16 protein-coding genes are annotated in these 17,227 nt (G+C 54.7%); 8 read left to right on the forward strand and 8 right to left on the reverse strand.

Annotated elements, in window-relative coordinates; all coding sequences use genetic code 11:
• Window positions 1–92 precede the first annotated feature (92 nt).
• From IT893_RS00910 to IT893_RS00925, 4 genes are all read right to left on the reverse strand, one after another.
• Entirely contained in the window at window positions 93–1,724 is a 1,632-nt protein-coding gene (locus tag IT893_RS00910) for an ABC transporter ATP-binding protein (protein ID WP_008889681.1), read from the reverse strand.
• Complete coding sequence (locus IT893_RS00915; protein ID WP_008889682.1) at window positions 1,717–2,544, reverse strand: ABC transporter permease; 828 nt, start codon at window positions 2,542–2,544, stop codon at window positions 1,717–1,719. Before IT893_RS00915 ends, IT893_RS00910 begins: the two co-directional genes overlap by 8 nt.
• Window positions 2,541–3,548: an ABC transporter permease gene (locus IT893_RS00920; RefSeq protein WP_008889683.1), complete on the reverse strand. Its 1,008-nt coding sequence runs from the start codon at window positions 3,546–3,548 to the stop codon at window positions 2,541–2,543. The genes IT893_RS00915 and IT893_RS00920 overlap by 4 nt, the downstream gene beginning before the upstream one ends.
• A 196-nt stretch (window positions 3,549–3,744) precedes the next feature.
• Window positions 3,745–5,334, reverse strand: coding sequence for an ABC transporter substrate-binding protein (locus tag IT893_RS00925; protein ID WP_197146539.1), 1,590 nt, complete (start codon window positions 5,332–5,334; stop codon window positions 3,745–3,747).
• Between the two features lie 860 nt (window positions 5,335–6,194).
• On the opposite strand from IT893_RS00925, the gene IT893_RS00930 reads away from it, so the two are divergent.
• Together IT893_RS00930 and IT893_RS00935 are read left to right on the forward strand one after the other, a co-directional pair.
• Window positions 6,195–6,608, forward strand: a complete 414-nt coding sequence (locus IT893_RS00930) for a universal stress protein (protein WP_063089282.1) — start codon at window positions 6,195–6,197, stop codon at window positions 6,606–6,608.
• Between the two features lie 64 nt (window positions 6,609–6,672).
• Window positions 6,673–8,343, forward strand: coding sequence for a BCCT family transporter (locus tag IT893_RS00935; protein WP_008889687.1), 1,671 nt, complete (start codon window positions 6,673–6,675; stop codon window positions 8,341–8,343).
• A gap of 134 nt (window positions 8,344–8,477) precedes the next feature.
• On the opposite strand, the gene IT893_RS00940 is transcribed toward IT893_RS00935, so the two are convergent.
• Window positions 8,478–8,936 (reverse strand): META domain-containing protein, encoded by a 459-nt coding sequence (locus IT893_RS00940; protein WP_197146540.1) that lies wholly within the window; start codon window positions 8,934–8,936, stop codon window positions 8,478–8,480.
• 233 nt (window positions 8,937–9,169) lie between these two features.
• Here IT893_RS00940 and IT893_RS00945 point away from each other — a divergent pair, with 233 nt between their 5' ends.
• The 6 genes from IT893_RS00945 to IT893_RS00970 all read left to right on the forward strand — a co-directional run bounded on the left by IT893_RS00945 (window position 9,170) and on the right by IT893_RS00970 (window position 14,730).
• Window positions 9,170–10,165 (forward strand): Ldh family oxidoreductase, encoded by a 996-nt coding sequence (locus IT893_RS00945; protein ID WP_252724031.1) that lies wholly within the window; start codon window positions 9,170–9,172, stop codon window positions 10,163–10,165.
• Between the two features lie 304 nt (window positions 10,166–10,469).
• Complete coding sequence (gene phnC, locus IT893_RS00950; protein ID WP_008889690.1) at window positions 10,470–11,315, forward strand: phosphonate ABC transporter ATP-binding protein; 846 nt, start codon at window positions 10,470–10,472, stop codon at window positions 11,313–11,315.
• Window positions 11,316–11,385: 70 nt separating this feature from the next.
• A complete protein-coding gene (phnD, locus tag IT893_RS00955) occupies window positions 11,386–12,402 on the forward strand; it encodes a phosphonate ABC transporter substrate-binding protein (RefSeq protein WP_008889691.1) in 1,017 nt (338 codons plus the stop codon).
• A 68-nt stretch (window positions 12,403–12,470) separates the two neighbouring features.
• Entirely contained in the window at window positions 12,471–13,283 is an 813-nt protein-coding gene (gene phnE, locus IT893_RS00960) for a phosphonate ABC transporter, permease protein PhnE (RefSeq protein WP_008889692.1), read from the forward strand.
• 2 nt (window positions 13,284–13,285) lie between these two features.
• Window positions 13,286–13,933: a chloramphenicol acetyltransferase gene (locus IT893_RS00965; protein ID WP_197146542.1), complete on the forward strand. Its 648-nt coding sequence runs from the start codon at window positions 13,286–13,288 to the stop codon at window positions 13,931–13,933.
• Window positions 13,934–13,962: 29 nt separating this feature from the next.
• Window positions 13,963–14,730, forward strand: coding sequence for a DUF1045 domain-containing protein (locus IT893_RS00970; RefSeq protein ID WP_252724032.1), 768 nt, complete (start codon window positions 13,963–13,965; stop codon window positions 14,728–14,730).
• A 48-nt stretch (window positions 14,731–14,778) separates the two neighbouring features.
• On the opposite strand, the gene phnN is transcribed toward IT893_RS00970, so the two are convergent.
• From phnN to phnL, 3 genes are read right to left on the reverse strand one after another with little or no spacing between them, the layout of a single operon-like run.
• A complete protein-coding gene (gene phnN / locus IT893_RS00975) occupies window positions 14,779–15,339 on the reverse strand; it encodes a phosphonate metabolism protein/1,5-bisphosphokinase (PRPP-forming) PhnN (protein WP_197146543.1) in 561 nt (186 codons plus the stop codon).
• A 41-nt stretch (window positions 15,340–15,380) separates the two neighbouring features.
• Window positions 15,381–16,523, reverse strand: a complete 1,143-nt coding sequence (locus IT893_RS00980; RefSeq protein WP_197146544.1) for an alpha-D-ribose 1-methylphosphonate 5-triphosphate diphosphatase — start codon at window positions 16,521–16,523, stop codon at window positions 15,381–15,383.
• The gene (gene phnL / locus IT893_RS00985) at window positions 16,516–17,220 is read right to left on the reverse strand and encodes a phosphonate C-P lyase system protein PhnL (RefSeq protein ID WP_215907634.1); all 705 of its coding nucleotides are present in this window, start codon (window positions 17,218–17,220) and stop codon (window positions 16,516–16,518) included. The genes IT893_RS00980 and phnL overlap by 8 nt, the downstream gene beginning before the upstream one ends.
• Window positions 17,221–17,227: the final 7 nt, after the last annotated feature.

Raw genomic sequence — 17,227 nt, forward strand, 5'->3', positions numbered from 1 at the left:
ATTGGGGCGTGGTCCTTTGGAGTGGTTATGTGGGGCTTACTCAAAAAGGCGGCCCATGATCCGGGCCGCCTTTTTTTGTTTTCGCACGGTTTTTAGTGACCGGCACTTTCCATTTTGCGCGTGGCCAGAACTTTTTCCAGCCAGCCGAGTTCCATTTCCGGCACCGACTTCAAAAGAAGGTCGGTGTAATCGTCAAATGGCGGGTTCAGGACCTCGGAGCGTGGGCCGAAATCGACCAGCTTGCCCTGCAGCATCACCGCAACAGAATCGGCAATTGCGCGCACAATTGCGATGTCATGGGTGATGAACAGATAGGACACCTGACGTTCTTTCTGCAGACGTAAAAGCAGGTCAAGAATGCCTTCGGCCACCAGCGGATCAAGGGCCGAGGTCGGCTCGTCACACAGGATCAGTTCTGGCTGTGCGGCCAGGGCACGCGCGATCGCCACACGTTGCTTTTGTCCACCGGAAAGTTCGGCCGGATAGCGGTCATAGAAGGCTTCGCCCATCTCGATTTCATCAAGAAGTTTGATGACTTCCTTTTTGCGTTCCGCACCACGCTTGCCGAAATAGAATTGCAACGGACGACCGATGATCTGCCCGACGGTCTGGCGCGGGTTCATCGCGGTATCCGCCATTTGATAGATCAACTGGATACGTCGCAAATGATCGCGTGACCGGTCCTTTTGGGCGTTGGACAGTTCCTCGTCACCGAATGTGACGCTGCCCTGGAATGGGGGCAGCAAACCGGTGATGACGCGGGCCAGTGTCGATTTACCCGAACCGGATTCCCCCACCACAGCCAGTGTCTGGCCACGCGGCACATGCAGCGATACGTCATGAAGAACCTGAACCCCGTTGCCATAGGCCGCCGAAATGTTTTCAACTTTCAGCAACGCATCGGACTGGTCACGGGCTTCGGTCTGTTTGGTCTGACGCACATTGACAAGCGCCTTGGTATATTCCTGACGCGGGTTTTCAATGATCTGCTGGACCGGGCCATATTCGACGGTTTCACCATTGCGCAGAACCATGATGTCATCGGAAATCTGGGCGACAACGGCCAGATCATGGGTGATGTAAAGGGCGGCGGTGCCGGTCATTTCAATCGCATTCTTGATCGCGGCCAGAACATCAATCTGGGTGGTCACGTCAAGGGCGGTGGTCGGTTCGTCAAAGACAATCAGTTCCGGTTTGGAACACAGTGCCATGGCGGTCATGGCACGCTGCAACTGGCCGCCCGATACCTGATGCGGGAACCGGTTGCCGAAATTCTTGGGGTCAGGAAGACCCAGAATTTCAAACAGATAGTCGGCCCGTTTGCGGGCCTCATCCCGGCTCATCAGGCCGTGTTCGACCGTGGCTTCAATCACCTGATCGCCCAGTTTGTGCGCCGGGTTAAACGATGCCGCAGCCGATTGGGCTACGTAACAGACACGGGCCCCACGGATCTTGCGGATCCCCTTTTTATCAAGCGGCAGGATGTCCTGGCCATCAAGCAGGACTTCACCGCCGGTGATGCGCACACCACCCCGGCCATAGGCCAGTGCCGCAAGGCCGATGGTGGATTTACCCGCACCGGATTCCCCGATCAGGCCAAGGACCTTGCCCTTTTGCAAATCAAAGGACACACCATGGACAATTTCGATATCCATCGGGGCTTCACCCGGCGGGAAGATGGTCGCGCCAATGCGCAGATCGCGTACCGATAAAAGATCAGACATCGCCGCGGCCTCCTTTCAGGCTGGAAGTACGTTTCAGCAACCAGTCGACAACCATGTTGACACAGACAGCAAGGGCCGCAATCGCGCCACCCGGAATAAGGGCGGCCTGAATGCCAAAGATGATGCCGTCCTTGTTGTCCTTGACCATGCCACCCCAGTCGGCGGCGGGCGGTTGAATGCCAAGACCCAGGAAGGAAAGTGTCGACAGGAACAGGATCGAAAACGCGAAACGCAGCCCGAATTCCGCCAGAAGCGGCGAAAGTGTATTAGGCAGAATTTCACGGAAGATGATCCACATCCGGCCTTCACCCCGCAGTTTGGCGGCCTCGACAAATTCCATCACCGCAACATCAAGAGCCACCGCACGGCCCAGACGATAAACACGCGTTGAGTCGAGAATGGCCATCACGGCAATCAGGATGAAGATGTTTTGCGGCAGGACCGCCAGTACCACGAGGGCGAAGATCAGGGTCGGGATCGACATCATCAAATCGTTCAGGCGCGACAGTCCCTGATCAATCGGACCGCCGGAAACAGCGGCCGTGAAGCTCAGGAAAATGCCGATTGAAAACGACAGGATCGATGCCGCAAGCGACACAAACAGGGTTGTCTGTGCACCGTAAATCAGCCGTGACAGAAGATCACGACCCAGGTTATCGGTGCCCAGAAGATAAAGATCACTGGCCGGTTCCCAAACACCCGCAACAATTTCGCGTTCCCCATAGGGCGCGATGAGCGGGGCAAAGACAGCACAGCCAAAAGCAAACAGAATGCCCAGAATTCCGATCCAGGCGGTCAGCGGGATTTCACGTAATCTCATCGCGGATGCCTCAGTCTCGGATTGGCGACAATGGCGACGATATCGGCCACCATATTGAGCAGGATATAGACCGCCGCAAAGATAAGCCCGCAGGCCTGCACGACGGGCATGTCACGTACCGTCACGGCATCAACCATATACTGGCCCATGCCGGGATAGACGAAGACAACTTCGACCACGACAACACCGACCACCAGATAGGCAAGGTTCAGCGCAACCACGTTGACAATCGGGGCGATTGCGTTGGGGGCCGCGTGTTTGACGATCGCCTTGAAGGCGCCAAGGCCTTTCAGCTCGGCCGTTTCCATGTAGGCCGATGACATCACACTGATGATGGCCGCACGGGTCATGCGCATCATATGTGCGAGTACCACCATCACCAGCGTTGCCGTCGGCAGGGCAATGGCGGCCAGTCGTTCTGACCAGCTCATATTGTCATAGACCGTGGACGGGAAGGTCGCGACCCCCATCTGAACGGCAAAGAACACAATCAGGATATAGCCGATGAAGAATTCCGGCAGGGAGATCGCGGCAAGCGACAGAACGTTGATCACGCGATCAGGAATACGGTTGCGATAGTGAACCGCGACCATGCCAAGCCCAACCGCAAGCGGGACCGAAATTGCCGCGGCGAAGAACGCAAGAAACAGCGAGTTGCCAAGGCGCTTGGTGATTTGTTCGGTCACCGGCGCACCACTGGCCCAGCTGTTGCCAAAGTCACCTTGAACTACGCCGCCAAGCCATTCGAAATAGCGCGTGGTAATCGGGCGATCCAGGCCAAGGTCGGCGCGGATATTGGCAATCGCCTGCGGTGTTGCAGACTGACCAAGATAGGTTTCGGCAAAATCGCCCGGAAGGGCTTCGACTCCGGCAAAAATCAGAATTGATACAGCCCAGAGCAACAACAAACTCAAACCCAGACGTTCGGCAATCAACACCGATAGCGGATGGGTTTCTTTCAGTCTGTGTCGCGTGGCTCGTACGCCGGCCAAGGGATTGGCCATGAACACATACTCCCCCTTAATGGCCTGAACGGAAATTCAAGACGGGTGGGACGGCAAAGGATAATTTGCCTCCATCTGGAAATTTCGATCAGACCATGTGTCAAACAAACAGGCGAACAACAAGACGGGGACCACGGTCAAACCAACCGTGATCCCGCAAGTCTTCAATCATCGGGATGCAATGCACCCCGGTTGATTAGCTGTTGATCCACAAACGTGTCGCAACATAACCGTTCGACATGTCGTTCCCGATGTCATCGACAAATCCGGAAACGTTGGTTGTGGTTGCGTTCACGAAGTCATTGAACATCGGCAGGATAAGACCACCGGTGTCACGGACCATCAGTGCCATGTCGTGATACATTTCCTTACGCTTGGCCTGATCAAGTTCAGCACGCGCTTCGAGAAGGATCTTGTCGAAGTCGGTGTTGAAGAAGCGGGTGTCGTTCCAGTCAGCACTCGACAGATAGGCCGTCGAGTACATCTGGTCCTGGGTCGGACGACCACCCCAGTAAGAGGTCGAGAACGGCTGAACGTTCCAGACGTTCGACCAGTAGCCGTCGCCCGGTTCACGTTTGATCTCGATATCGATCCCGGCCTTTTTCGCGGTTTCCTGATAGAGAACCGCCGCATCGACAGCACCTGGGAAGGCGACGTCGGACGTGCGCAGAAGAACCGAACCGTCATGGGCGGACTTCTTGAAGTGGAAGGCCGCCTTGTCCGGATCATAGGAACGCTGTTCGATGCCTTCCGGGAACAGGGCATAGGTTTCGTTGATCGGGAAGTCATTGCCGACCTTGCCGTAACCGCCAAGGATCTTTTCGACCATGGTTTCGCGGTCCATCGCATATTTCAGCGCCAGACGCAGGTCGTTATTGTCAAACGGTGCGGTGTTGCAATGCATGATGAAGACATAGTGGCCACGGCCCGAAGTGGTCTGAATTTCGACATTCGGTGCACGTTTCAGAAGGCCAACGGTCTTGGGATCAACGCGGTTGATGAAGTGAACCTGACCCGATGACAGGGCTGCCATACGTGCGGTCGCATCGTTCATCACGATCATTTCGACGGAATCAACAAAGCCGCGATCGGTGCGCCAGTCGTTTTCGTTTTTCACAAACGTTGCGCGCACGCCGGCTTCGAAGTTGTCGATCTTGAACGGACCGGTACCGATACCGGCATTCGGGTTATCGTAACCGCCACCCGGCTGGATCACGAGGTGATAGTCGCTCAGCAGCAGCGGAAGATCAGCGTTGCCTTCCGAAAGCGTCAGAACAAGATCGCCGCCCTTGTTTTCGATGCCCTTGATCGATCCCAGAACACCCAGTGCGCCGGACTCGGACTTTTCGTCGGTGTGGCGGTTCAGGGTTTTGACAACATCGTCGATGGTCAGTTCGGAGCCGTCATGGAATTCGACACCCTTGCGGATTTTGAACGTCCAGACAGATGCGTCGGCATTCGGTTCCCAGGACTCAGCAAGCGACGGGACGGCAAGGCCGCTGGTCGGGTGCGATTCAACCAGGGTGTCGCCCCAGTTACGGTTCATGGCAAAGGTGAATTGCGAAGAGGATTTTGCCGGATCAATAACGTCGGTCGAAGCCCCGCCCTGAAGGCCAAGTTTCAGATGGCCGCCGCGCTTTGGTTCCTGTGCCATGGCAGCCTTGCCATAGAGGCTTGTGGCAGCGGCAAGGGTCAGGCCGGCGGCCATCGAACGGCCGATGAATTCACGACGGTTCATTTCAGATGCTGTGACGCGTGACGCGAAATACTTGATAGGGTCAGTCATCCCTGTTCCTTCTCTGATGCTTTTGATTTTGCTGAATTATTTAAATGGTGTGGCAGATCCTACCCGCGATTTGGTTGTGCTTGGTTGTGCAGGTTGGGGTGTCGTTCAGACACAAACGGGCATGCAGCATGAAGATGTGCTGTTGCGCCATGGCACCGTTATTGCGCAGTTGATCAACTCCCCCGTTGGCCACAATAATTTTCCCTTTCGGGTATGTGCACGGCCATGGATGCCTGTCTTTCACAAGACGGATCCAGCAAATATGTCCATTCAGAACTTATGGTGTTCTGATCTGGAGGCACATGTTGTGTGGGACAGACAGTGCACAAATCGCGCACATCGTGACACGAGTTTGGGGGCTTCATCAAGCCAAGTGCGCATGGACGTGCGATTTTTCGGCATCCGGGGATAGAGTTTCACCATCCGAAACTCTCTGAAAAATAGAATAGAAATCCGATGGATTTTGCCAAGAAACGCCTTGCCAATTAAGGGGTTTACGGGTGGAAAAGCTGATGGGTTGGATAGGCCGATTTTGATCGAGAAAAAATTTTTAAAATTTTCAAGTTCGAACATCGAAAATTCGCTTAAAGGCACCGGATGTTCTGTTTGGAAACCTGAAAAATAATCATTTGGCGATTCGACTTTAGGCGCAGTTTCCCAATGTGGTCAGGTCAATTTTCGGCAACGAGTACTGTCAAATTGTGTGCCGGAATTTTACAGCAAATATTGCAGCATTGCTTGTGTGCACATTCGAAAGCCCGTTTTTGATTTTGCTGACCGTCAATGTTAGGTTCTTTTCGCTGCCCTGATATTTCGTGAAACCACGGACTTCAGGGGTGGTGCACATAACGGAGGAATGAATGTATCAGAAGATGCTCGTGCCTGTCGATTTGGCCCACGTTGAAAAATTGGATAAAGCAATTAAAACGGCGGTCGATCTAGCCAAGCATTACAAGGCCGAGATAAGCCTTCTAGGTGTCGGTACCAATACGCCGTCATCGGTGGCACATACGCCAAAGGAATTTGAACAGAAACTTCAGGCGTTCGCCGAGGATCTGGCGTCCAAGCATGGTGTAAGCACCAAGGCGGTCGCGCATATTTCGCATGATCCGGCAGTGGATCTCAGCAAGGAACTTGTCGCCAAGGCCGACGAGCTTGGTGCCGACGTCATTGTCATGGCATCGCACGTGCCCGGTATTGCCGACCACATTTTTGCGTCTCATGGCGGATATGTCGCGTCACACTCGGATCTTTCTGTATTCCTCGTGCGTTAGAGGATGCGGACGAACCTTTACGGCTAGGGGTAGCTGTATATTCATTTAACCTAGGGAGTTTCAAATGGGGTCTGAAGCTGACACGGGCATTGAAAGCCCGGACGGTGCAGCGAACCCGATTGATACAGAATATGAAATCGGGCAAGACAATATCCAAGCAGAGATCGGGCCATTTGGACTGGATGTCCATAACCCGGTCTTTCTGATTTCGGGTCTTGCAATTGTTGCATTCGTCTTTCTCACCCTGGCCTTTCAGGAAAGTGTCGGGCCGATGTTCAACGACCTGCGTGGTTGGCTGACATCATCGCTTGACTGGTTCTTCCTGTCTGCTGCCAACGTATTTGTCGTGTTGTGTCTGTTTCTGATTGTCTCGCCGCTTGGCCGTGTGCGCCTTGGCGGTGCGGATGCAACACCGGATTATTCCTATGCGGGCTGGTTTGCCATGCTGTTTGCTGCCGGCATGGGCATCGGTCTTATGTTCTATGGTGTGTCAGAACCTATTTCGCACTTCACATCCTCGATGGGTGGAATTGCTGTCGGTGAAGATGGTCTTCGCACCGACTGGGCGCCGCTTGGTGCGGCCGCCGGTGATGCCGATGCTGCATTTGATCTTGGCATGGCTGCAACCATCTTCCACTGGGGTCTTCACCCATGGGCGATCTATGCCACTGTCGCACTGGCACTGGCACTGTTTTCCTTTAACAAGGGCCTGCCGCTGACCATTCGTTCGATCTTCTATCCGATCTTTGGCGAACGTGTGTGGGGCTGGACCGGTCACCTGATTGATATTCTGGCGGTGTTCGCGACCCTGTTTGGTCTTGCAACTTCGCTTGGTTTCGGTGCGGAACAGGCCAATGCCGGGCTTGATTACCTGTTTGGCATTTCGGTTTCCGATACATCGAAGGTTTTCCTGATTGTCGGGATTACCGGTGTTGCACTTATTTCGGTGCTAGCGGGTCTTGATGCCGGGGTGAAGCGTCTGTCGGAAATCAACATGATCCTTGCAGCACTTCTGTTGCTGTTTGTGGTTCTGGTTGGTCCGACGATGGAAATCATCACCGGTTTCTTCTCGAGCCTGCTGTCATATGCGCAATATCTTCCGGCACTTTCAAACCCGGTCGGTCGTGAAGACGCCAACTTCAGTCAGGGCTGGACGTCCTTCTATTGGGCGTGGTGGATTTCCTGGTCACCGTTTGTCGGCATGTTCATTGCGCGTGTTTCGCGTGGTCGTACCGTGCGTGAATTCATCACCTGCGTTCTGATTATTCCGTCGCTGGTGTGTGTTCTGTGGATGACGGCCTTTGGCGGCACCGCGGTGCATATGGTAACCGAAGGCGTTACCGCGATTGCCGAAGCAGGTCTTCCGATTAAACTGTTCACCATGCTTGATCAGCTTCCGCTGCAAGCCATTACATCCTTTATCGGGATCGTTCTGGTGATCGTGTTCTTCGTGACCTCGTCTGACTCTGGCTCGCTTGTGATTGATACCATCACCGCAGGCGGCAAGGTCGATGCACCGGTCCCGCAGCGCGTCTTCTGGTGCACCTTCGAAGGTCTGGTTGCGATTGCATTGCTGCTGGGTGGTGGCCTTGGATCATTGCAGGCGATGGCGGTTTCGACCGGCTTCCCGTTTGCGATTGTCCTTCTGATGGCCTGCTATTCGATTATCCAGGGTCTGCGGACCGAACCCAAGGCCGTCGGTGCCAATTCCGAGGCGACGGTCAGCAAGGACTAGAATATCGACATATGCGTATCTCGCCGCTTGGCGGTAATTATACCTGGTCAAAGGAAAGGGGCGCCAACGGGTGCCCCTTTTTCATTTCGCGCAAGCATGGTGCGTCTGGCGGTATGTTGACGATGCCGATGTGCTTATTGTGCGGCGGCTGTCAGCTCGATAACCGTGTTGCCATCATTGTCCTTAAGAACAAGACGCCCATCAACAACGTCCCAGCTGCTGACCAGGACGAATGCGCCGCTAAAGGCATTTTCGATCTGCATGGCGTTGTCGGCGATACACATCTTTCGTGTCATGGCGAGCTGCGCGACGCCCAGTGACGATCCCGCCTGTTCGTAACTGCCGGAATACTGATTGCAGCCTGCATTGCCCGACACCATGCCATCGCTGGAAAATGTCGCGGTCGCCATGACAGGTGGTGTCGGCGAAAGGGTACTGTTGCCATCAATGACCTGCACCAGTTGCCATTCCTGATCGGTTACACTTGCCCAGTCTGGTGTCATGTTGCCTGTGGATGCGGTGCCGCAGGCCGCAAGTGATGCCAACGCAACCAACGCCAAAGGCAAGACGATCCTGTGTTTAACCTGACGCATATCTGAATTCCTGTAATGCTTGCGCGGCTGCCGCGCGATCCTGTCATTCGCAAATTCTGGTGATGGTATCATATTTTCAAAGTCGTTTGCGCCAAAGGCGCTTCTGGTCGCAACCAAAACAGCTTTGCGCGCAGGGATGGCTTGTGGCTATGTTACGGATCCTGCAGGCGCATGATCCTTGCGCCCGTTTTCCGGTTCCAAAGCCCCACTTTGAAAATCAAGGTTACCTGACGATGAAGATTTCCGTGAAAGATGCCCACGCACTTGTGTGCGAAACTTTGATGCGTTGCAATGTGCGGGCAGACAATGCGGCCTCGATCGCAACGGCACTTGTGACGGCCGAGGCATCCGGACAAGGGGGGCACGGTTTTCGTCGCGTACCGGCCTATAGCGCGCAGGCAAAGGTCGGCAAGGTTGATGGCATGATCAGCCCGATCTTTGAAAAGCCGACACCTGGCGTTTTGCGCATTGATGCGCAGCATGGATTTGCCTATCCGGCACTGGATCTGATGATGGATCACTTGCCCGACATGGCCCGCACCCAGGGTATTGCGATTGCCGCAATCCACAGATCGCATCATGCGGGGGTGATGGGTCTTACGGTCGAACGTCTGGCGGAAAAGGGATTGGCGGCGATGATGTTTGCCAATGCCCCGGCGGCGATGGCGGCATGGGGTGGCCGACGTCCGATGTTTGGCACAAACCCGATTGCCTTTGGCGTGCCGGTCGGGGATGCCGGTGATCCGATCATCATCGACCTTGCCCTGTCAAAGGTTGCGCGCGGCAAGATCATGGCCGCCAAACAAAAGGGTGTCGCCATTCCAGATGACTGGGCGCTTGATGTGGATGGCAATCCGACCACCGATGCGATCAAAGCCATTGATGGCACGATGATCCCGGCCGGTGGGGTCAAGGGCGCGGCACTTGCCATGATGGTGGAACTTCTTGCGGCTGGTCTTACCGGTGCACAGTTCGGTCACCAGTCTTCGTCACTTTTTGATGACAAAGGTGCGCCGCCTGCGCTTGGACAACTGATCATTGCCATTGATCCCAAGGCAACCGGCGGTGTCGGTGTAATGGATCACCTTGCCTATATTGCCAACGAGATTGCCGCAGAAGAAGGCGTGCGTCTGCCCGGGCGTCGCGGCAAGCAGGCACGCGCACTTGCCGAAGCGGAGGGCCTTGAGATCGAAGACGATGTCATGGAGACCATCAGTCAAATTAAATAAATTTCACGATCGCTCCGTCGGCGGCGGTGTCAAAATCGTTAATGCAGAATGTTTGACTGTTCTGTATTTTTAAGAAATGGCATTCATCAGACAAATACATGCCGGAAATTTTAAAAATGTTACAGAAATAACGTCGGAATTACCGGTGAATACTTCAACGAATTCTTGATGTATAGACAAGTTTAATTGTTGTCGGGGCAATATGCTCTGCGTAATCATCGAACTGTAACATCAGTGTCACCGTAGAGTCGCGGTTTGTGCGTAGCTTCTTCATCCAGCGAAACACATTCAGGCGACTCTTTTGATGCTGGTTGTAGATATCTCTGGACTGAACAAAAGCTTTACCCGTGACAAGCGTGCGCTCAGCGGCGTCAAACTGCAGGTGCGGGAAGGCGAGATGGTGGCGCTGATTGGCGCATCGGGTTCGGGTAAATCCACACTGATCCGTCATATTGCCGGTTTGCTGCGCGGGGATCGCGATGGCGGCAAGATTGTCGTGTTTGGCGAAACCATTCAGGAAAATGGCAAGATTTCACGCGGTGCCCGCAAGGTGCGCTCCGAGATTGGTGTTGTTTTCCAGCAGTTCAATCTAGTTAGCCGTCTTTCGGTTCTGACCAACGTCCTGATGGGGCTTTTGGGCCGTGTGCCGGCATGGCGCGGGTCGCTTGGTCTGTTTACCAAAACCGAAAAGATGCGCGCCATGAGCGCGCTTCACCGTGTTGGCATTGATGCCCATGCGTCGAAAAAGGCGCGGAACCTTTCAGGTGGTCAGCAACAGCGCGCGGCGATTGCGCGCACCATTACCCAGGGTGCCCGACTTATTCTTGCCGACGAGCCGATTGCATCGCTTGATCCGGCATCGTCCCGCAAGGTGATGAACACGCTTGATCGCGTAAACCGCGAAGACAACGTCACCGTCATCGTATCGCTTCATCAGGTTGATTACGCAAAAGACTACTGCAAACGCACCATCGCCATGCGCGATGGTGAAGTCGTTTTTGACGGACCGTCAAGCGAACTGACGCCGCAATTCCTTCAGGAACTTTACGGCGAACATTCTTCCGAACTTTTTGCCGATGGTGCGGCAAAGGCCGCAGAGCCCGTTACACGGCCCATCGCAGAAAAGGACCTGGCTGTCGCAACAAGCTAGCCGGGCCAGTTGTCATGACTGCCTTACCTTCTCGAAACATGTCGAAATCTATTCTGACAGGGGACTTCTTATGAACGTTAAGACAATCGCATCCGCAGCATTTGCGGCCACGATGCTGGCATCCGTCGTTGCCAAGGCCGATGTTGAATTCAAGCCACTCGAACAGGATCCGGAAACCATCGTTTTCGGTATCATTTCGACCGAATCTACTTCCAACCTCAAAGCTCAGTGGCAGCCGCTGATCGATGACATGGAAGAAGCACTTGGCAAAGACGTCGAGGCATTCTTTGCACCGGATTATGCCGGCATCATCGAAGGCATGCGTTTTGGCAAGGTTCACGTTGGCTGGTTTGGTAACAAGTCGGCAATGGAAGCTGTTGACCGCGCCGGTGGCGAAGTCTTCGTTCAGACCTCCAAATCCGATGGTTCGAACGGTTACTACTCCCACATCATCACCCAGGCTGATAACGACAAGGTCAAAACCCTTGAAGACATGCTGAAATGTGATGGTTCGCTGAACTTCGGTATCGGTGATCCGAACTCGACCTCGGGCTTCCTGGTTCCGTCCTATTATGTCTTCGCGAAAAACGGCGTTGACCCGAAGGAATGCTTCAAGACCGTTCGTAACGCCAACCACGAAACCAACCTGATGGCGACTGCCAACAAGCAGGTTGATGTTGCTGCCAACAACTCCGAGCAGCTTGGCCGTACCAAAATGAACAAGCCGGAAATCACGGACAAGGTCAAAGTCATCTGGACCTCGCCGCTGATCCCGTCTGACCCGATGGTTTACCGTAAAGACCTGTCGCGCGAACTGAAATCCGAAATCAAGGCATTCTTTCTTGGTTACGGTCGTTTCGGTGATGTTGAAAGCGCCAAGGAAGTTCTTGCCAACAACTCCGATGGCATGGGTCTTTTCATGGAAAGCTCGAACGCGCAGCTTTACCCGATCCGTCAGCTGGCCCTGTTCAAGGACAAGCTGAAAATCCAGAACACCGAAGAGCTTTCTGCTGAAGAAAAAGCAGAACGTGTTGCCGAGATCGACAAGAAACTTGCTGAACTCGACATCCTGGTTGCCTACCAGTAACCGACTTTTCGACAGGGAGTGCATCAAAGGTGCGCTCCCTGTTTGCTTTTAATTCCGGGATTTGAACGATGAACAGCAGCATTTCTTCGACATCATCTGTCGCAACGGAGCTTCCGCCGCGTGACCTTAAGCGGTCGGCATCAAGCTTCCTGCTTTGGGCGATCATCCTTGGACTTCTGGCCATGTCGTGGGAGGGGGCAGATATGCGCCCGATGGCGCTGTTTGAAAACAGCGGCAACATGGTCGACTTCGCCGAGGGCTTCTTCCCGCCCGACTTCCTGATGTGGAAGATGTATGTCGCAGAAATGTGGATCACCATCCAGATTGCGATCTGGGGCACAGCGCTTTCAATCGTTTGCTCGATCCCGTTTGGCATTCTTTCTTCTGAAAATATCGTCCCTGTCTGGGTCTATCAGCCGGTCCGTCGCCTGATGGATTCCTTCCGCGCGATCAACGAAATGGTCTTTGCCATGTTGTTCGTTGTTGCGGTCGGGCTTGGCCCGTTTGCCGGTGTCCTGGCCCTTTGGATTCACACCACGGGCGTTCTGGCCAAACTGTTTTCCGAGGCAGTCGAAGCAATTGATCCCGAACCGGTCGAAGGCATTCGTGCAACGGGGGCCAATGCGCTTCAGGAAGTCATCTTTGGCGTGATCCCGCAGGTCTTGCCGTTGTGGATTTCCTATTCGCTCTATCGTTTCGAGAGCAATGTGCGTTCGGCGACTGTGCTGGGCATTGTCGGGGCCGGTGGTATCGGCATGGTGCTGTGGGAATATATCCGTGGCTTCTATTACGCGGAAACAGCCGCCGTCATGATCATCATCATTATTTCGGTCAGCCTGCTTGATATGGTGTCCCAGCGTCTGCGTAAACTGGTGACCTGATCATGGCTTTCAACATTACGCAGGCCAAACCGGCAATGAAGGCATTGTCGGAACAGCCCACGATTGACCAAACAGCGATTGTCGTTGATTGCGAAATGGGGATCTGGACCGAAGTCGGTGCACGTACCTCGATGCGCGAAACGAAAATGGATGACTATTCCTATGTCGTGAATGACAGCGAAATCATCTATTCCGATATCGGCAAGTTCGTGAACATCGCTGCCCATACCCGGATCAACCCGGGACAGCATCCGATGGATCGGGCGTCGATGCATCATTTCCAGTATCGCTCCGGCGCCTATGAACTGGGCGAAGATGATCCGGCGTTCTTTGACTGGCGTCGCGAAAAACGCGTGCGTCTGGAACATGATGTCTGGATCGGGCACGGCGCGATTGTGCAGGGTGGTGTAACCATCGGCATCGGATCGGTCGTTGGGTCCGGTGCGGTGGTCACCAAGGATGTCGCGCCTTACACGATTGTGACAGGCATTCCGGCAGTCCCCCTGCGCCCCCGGTTTGAGGCAGACATCGTCGATGCGCTTCTGCGTATTCGCTGGTGGGACTGGTCGCACAAAATGCTGCGCGAAAGGTTGCAGGATTTCCGAACGCTTCCGGTGCGTGACTTTTGCCTGAAATACGATACGGTTTAACCGATCAACATTTCCCAATGATTTGATGGATGCCGAAGGTTAAGCTGCTGACCTTTGGCGTTTCTCGCCACGTCACCCGTTTCCAGAGTTCACTCATGACCGACCAATATCAACGCTACGCGCTTTATTATGCGCCAGAACCGCAAAGCGCGTTGGGGCAGTTTGGCAATGCCTGGCTGGGGCGTGATCCGGAAACCGGAAACCAGTTGGCCCGTCCAAGTGTTGCTGGCCTGACAGAGGCCGAGATTGTTGCGGCAACCACGTCGCCGAGCCGATACGGCTTTCATGGTACCCTGAAACCGCCATTCGCACTGCCAAGCGGCATGGATCGTGGCGGTCTGGAAGAAGCCGTTTCGCGCCTGTGCAAAACGATTGCGCCGGTAGCGTGCGGACATCTGGTCTTAAAGGCGATTGGTCGTTTTCTGGCCCTTGTTCCGACCGAACCCGTCGCAGAATTGGCCGATCTTGCGGCAACACTGGTGCGCGAACTCGATGACTTTCGCCAGCCCGAAGACGAAGCGGCAATGAACAAGCGCCGTGCTAGCGGCCTGACGGATCGGCAGGAAGCCTATCTTGTGCGCTGGGGCTATCCCTATGTCATGGAAGAATTCCGCTTCCATCTGACATTGACCAATAAACTGTCAGACGATCAGATCGATCCCTTCAAAACTGCCCTGTCCGGCTTGGTCGCGCCGCTATGTCAGGAACCATTTTCCGTTCGCGAAGTCTGTCTTTTTGGTGATCCGGGTGACCAGAAACCGTTCAGATTGCTGAAACGTTTTCCGTTGGCAGGATAAAAATGCTGCGCTTTTAAGGTGCAGCATTTTTGGGTGATTGAAGTTGCCTCAGGCGCGGTTTGCAATTGGCTGTGGCATTTCAATTGCGTGGATGAAGCGCGCGATGCCGGTTTCAAGATCGGCATCATTATCAACATGAACAACATGATCGCCCACAACCTGATAGGCGGATGCGCGCGCAAGCCGGCGTTCGATATCAAGGGCATCTTCACGCCCACGGGCTTCAAGCCTTTTGCGCAATGCCTCGCTGCTGGCGCGGATGCTGATCACCCGGACGTTGTTTTGCCCGACAAGGGTACAGGCATCGCCAATGACGCTGCGCGATACATTGACGATGACGGTTTTGCCGGCCTCGACCTCGCCAAGAACATAGCGCGGGATGCCGTAGCCCAGATCATGGGCCATCCAGCTCAGCAGGAACGCCCCCTGACGTGCCATTTGCCCGAAATCTTCGGGCCGGACGGGGATGTGTGTTTCTCCGACCGATCCGGCCGGGCGGGTGATGCAGCGCCGTGGAAAGCAGAACTGCTTGTCATCAGCCAGTCTTTCGCGCGCTGCATCGAGAAGGGTGTCCTTGCCGACGCCACTTGGGCCGACGACAAGGACCAAAAGTCCATATCCTGATCTGCAATTATGTGCAGGCTCCCCGGTCATGACACCCGCACGCCTTCGCGCCAGACGCCGCGTACAATCGGATGATGCGGAGAATGATGTACACGGATCAGATCACCACGTTTGCCAACCGCGATCTCGCCCCGATCATCAAGACCGACCTGGGTCGCCGGATTAAGCGACACGGTGCGAATAGCACGTGGCAGATCGTAGCCTTCGAACTCGTCAAACAGCTTCATCGCGCCGTGCAAAAGACTGTGCGGGACATAGTCGCTTGATATGATGTCGAGATAGCCGTGCTTTGCCAGTTCGCCTGCGGCAACATTACCGCTATGCGATCCGCCGCGCACAAGGTTCGGGCCCCCCATCATCACACCAAGCCCACCTTCATGCGATGCCTTGGCAGCCTCAAGCGTGGTGGGGAATTCGGCGACTGTCATTTTGTCTGCAACCGCATCTGCGACGTGTTCGGCGGTTGCGTCATCGTGGCTTGCGAGTGCCAGGCCCTTGGCATGGGCCTGTTCGACCACATGACGGCGATGCTTTTCGGAATAAAGCTCTGCATCGCGACGGCGCGTGGCGATGAATTTGCGCATTTCCTCGTCGTTCAGGCCGTATTTGCCCTGATAGTAGGTGTAATAGGCATCAAGGCTGACGAACTGGCGCTGACCCGGTGTGTGATCCATCACCGAAAGCATGCTGACCAGTGGCAGGTCGATCAATTGACCAAGGGCCTCGACCATGCCGGGGAATGATGTTTCGCAGCGCAGATGCAGTTTATGGTCCGCACGCAGCAATTCATTTTCCAGCGCGTGTTCAAGGGCTTTGACCGATTCAATCAGTCTGACAATGCGTTCCGACCCTTCATTGACGTCACCGATGGATACTGCATCAAACACGGTGGTGATCCCGGCACTGGCGACCTGGTTGTCGTGCGCGACAACGGCGGCTGTCGCCGGCCAGCGGGTCTTGGGGCGCGGGGTCAGATGTTTGTCGAGGTTGTCGGTATGGAGCTCGACCAGGCCCGGTATTAGGTAATCGCCACCCATGTCCTCTGCCCCTGGCAGGTTCGATGGACGATCGGAAATATCGCTGATCTTGCCGTCCTTGACCTGCACGGCACCATCAATGACTTCGTTGGCCAGAACGAGTTTGGCATTGGTAAAAATCTGTTCAGTCATTGGCCCCAACTTTAAACGAAGTCACATCAAACGACCCGGTGCAGACGGCATCACGGGTTTCATGGTCATGGAAAATACCGGCAATCGCGGCCCCACGGCTTTTGGCTTCTTCAATCAGCGCCAGAACTGTGGCGCGATTTTGGGCGTCAAGCGATGCGGTCGGTTCATCAAGTAGCATGATCGGATAATCGGCAATAAAGCCACGCGCAATATTCACGCGCTGCTGTTCCCCGCCTGAAAAGGTCAGCGGCGAAAGCTGCCATAGACGTTCGGGAATGCGAAGACGGGTTAAAAGATCACGTGCCTTGTCGGTGGCGGTCTTGCGATCCGTGCCAAGGGCCACCAGCGGTTCGGCAACGATATCAAGGGTTGGCACACGCGGGATCACGCGGAGGAACTGCGAAACATAGCCCAGGGTGCGCTTGCGGATCTCAAGGATCGAATGCGGGCTGGCGGTTGTGATATCCAGCCAGTCGCCATCATGGAACACCTTGATGGAGCCCTGAGAGCATGTGTAATTGGCATAAAGCATGCGCATAAAGGTACTTTTCCCCGAACCGGATTCACCGGTCAGCGCGATGCAATCGCCAGCCGAAAGCATGAATTCAACACCTTCGAAAACCGGGATGGTCACGCTGCCCTGTGTGTGCAGGGTAAAGCTTTTGGCGACGTTTTGAGCATGAAGCATTTCAGACATTTTCTTC

It is taken from the genome of Thalassospira sp. A40-3 (assembly GCF_015871485.1).
In the GTDB taxonomy this organism is placed as follows: Bacteria; Pseudomonadota; Alphaproteobacteria; order Rhodospirillales; family Thalassospiraceae; genus Thalassospira; species Thalassospira tepidiphila.

Bases quoted from the DNA above. Each gene is read 5' to 3' on its own strand.
- IT893_RS00910 (WP_008889681.1), bottom strand. From the start codon at position 1,724: ATGTCTGATCTTTTATCGGTACGCGATCTGCGCATTGGCGCGACCATC.
- IT893_RS00915 (WP_008889682.1), bottom strand. From the start codon at position 2,544: ATGAGATTACGTGAAATCCCGCTGACCGCCTGGATCGGAATTCTGGGC.
- IT893_RS00920 (WP_008889683.1), bottom strand. From the start codon at position 3,548: ATGGCCAATCCCTTGGCCGGCGTACGAGCCACGCGACACAGACTGAAA.
- IT893_RS00925 (WP_197146539.1), bottom strand. From the start codon at position 5,334: ATGACTGACCCTATCAAGTATTTCGCGTCACGCGTCACAGCATCTGAA.
- IT893_RS00930 (WP_063089282.1), top strand. From the start codon at position 6,195: ATGTATCAGAAGATGCTCGTGCCTGTCGATTTGGCCCACGTTGAAAAA.
- IT893_RS00935 (WP_008889687.1), top strand. From the start codon at position 6,673: ATGGGGTCTGAAGCTGACACGGGCATTGAAAGCCCGGACGGTGCAGCG.
- IT893_RS00940 (WP_197146540.1), bottom strand. From the start codon at position 8,936: ATGCGTCAGGTTAAACACAGGATCGTCTTGCCTTTGGCGTTGGTTGCG.
- IT893_RS00945 (WP_252724031.1), top strand. From the start codon at position 9,170: ATGAAGATTTCCGTGAAAGATGCCCACGCACTTGTGTGCGAAACTTTG.
- phnC (WP_008889690.1), top strand. From the start codon at position 10,470: ATGCTGGTTGTAGATATCTCTGGACTGAACAAAAGCTTTACCCGTGAC.
- phnD (WP_008889691.1), top strand. From the start codon at position 11,386: ATGAACGTTAAGACAATCGCATCCGCAGCATTTGCGGCCACGATGCTG.
- phnE (WP_008889692.1), top strand. From the start codon at position 12,471: ATGAACAGCAGCATTTCTTCGACATCATCTGTCGCAACGGAGCTTCCG.
- IT893_RS00965 (WP_197146542.1), top strand. From the start codon at position 13,286: ATGGCTTTCAACATTACGCAGGCCAAACCGGCAATGAAGGCATTGTCG.
- IT893_RS00970 (WP_252724032.1), top strand. From the start codon at position 13,963: ATGCCGAAGGTTAAGCTGCTGACCTTTGGCGTTTCTCGCCACGTCACC.
- IT893_RS00980 (WP_197146544.1), bottom strand. From the start codon at position 16,523: ATGACTGAACAGATTTTTACCAATGCCAAACTCGTTCTGGCCAACGAA.
- phnL (WP_215907634.1), bottom strand. From the start codon at position 17,220: ATGTCTGAAATGCTTCATGCTCAAAACGTCGCCAAAAGCTTTACCCTG.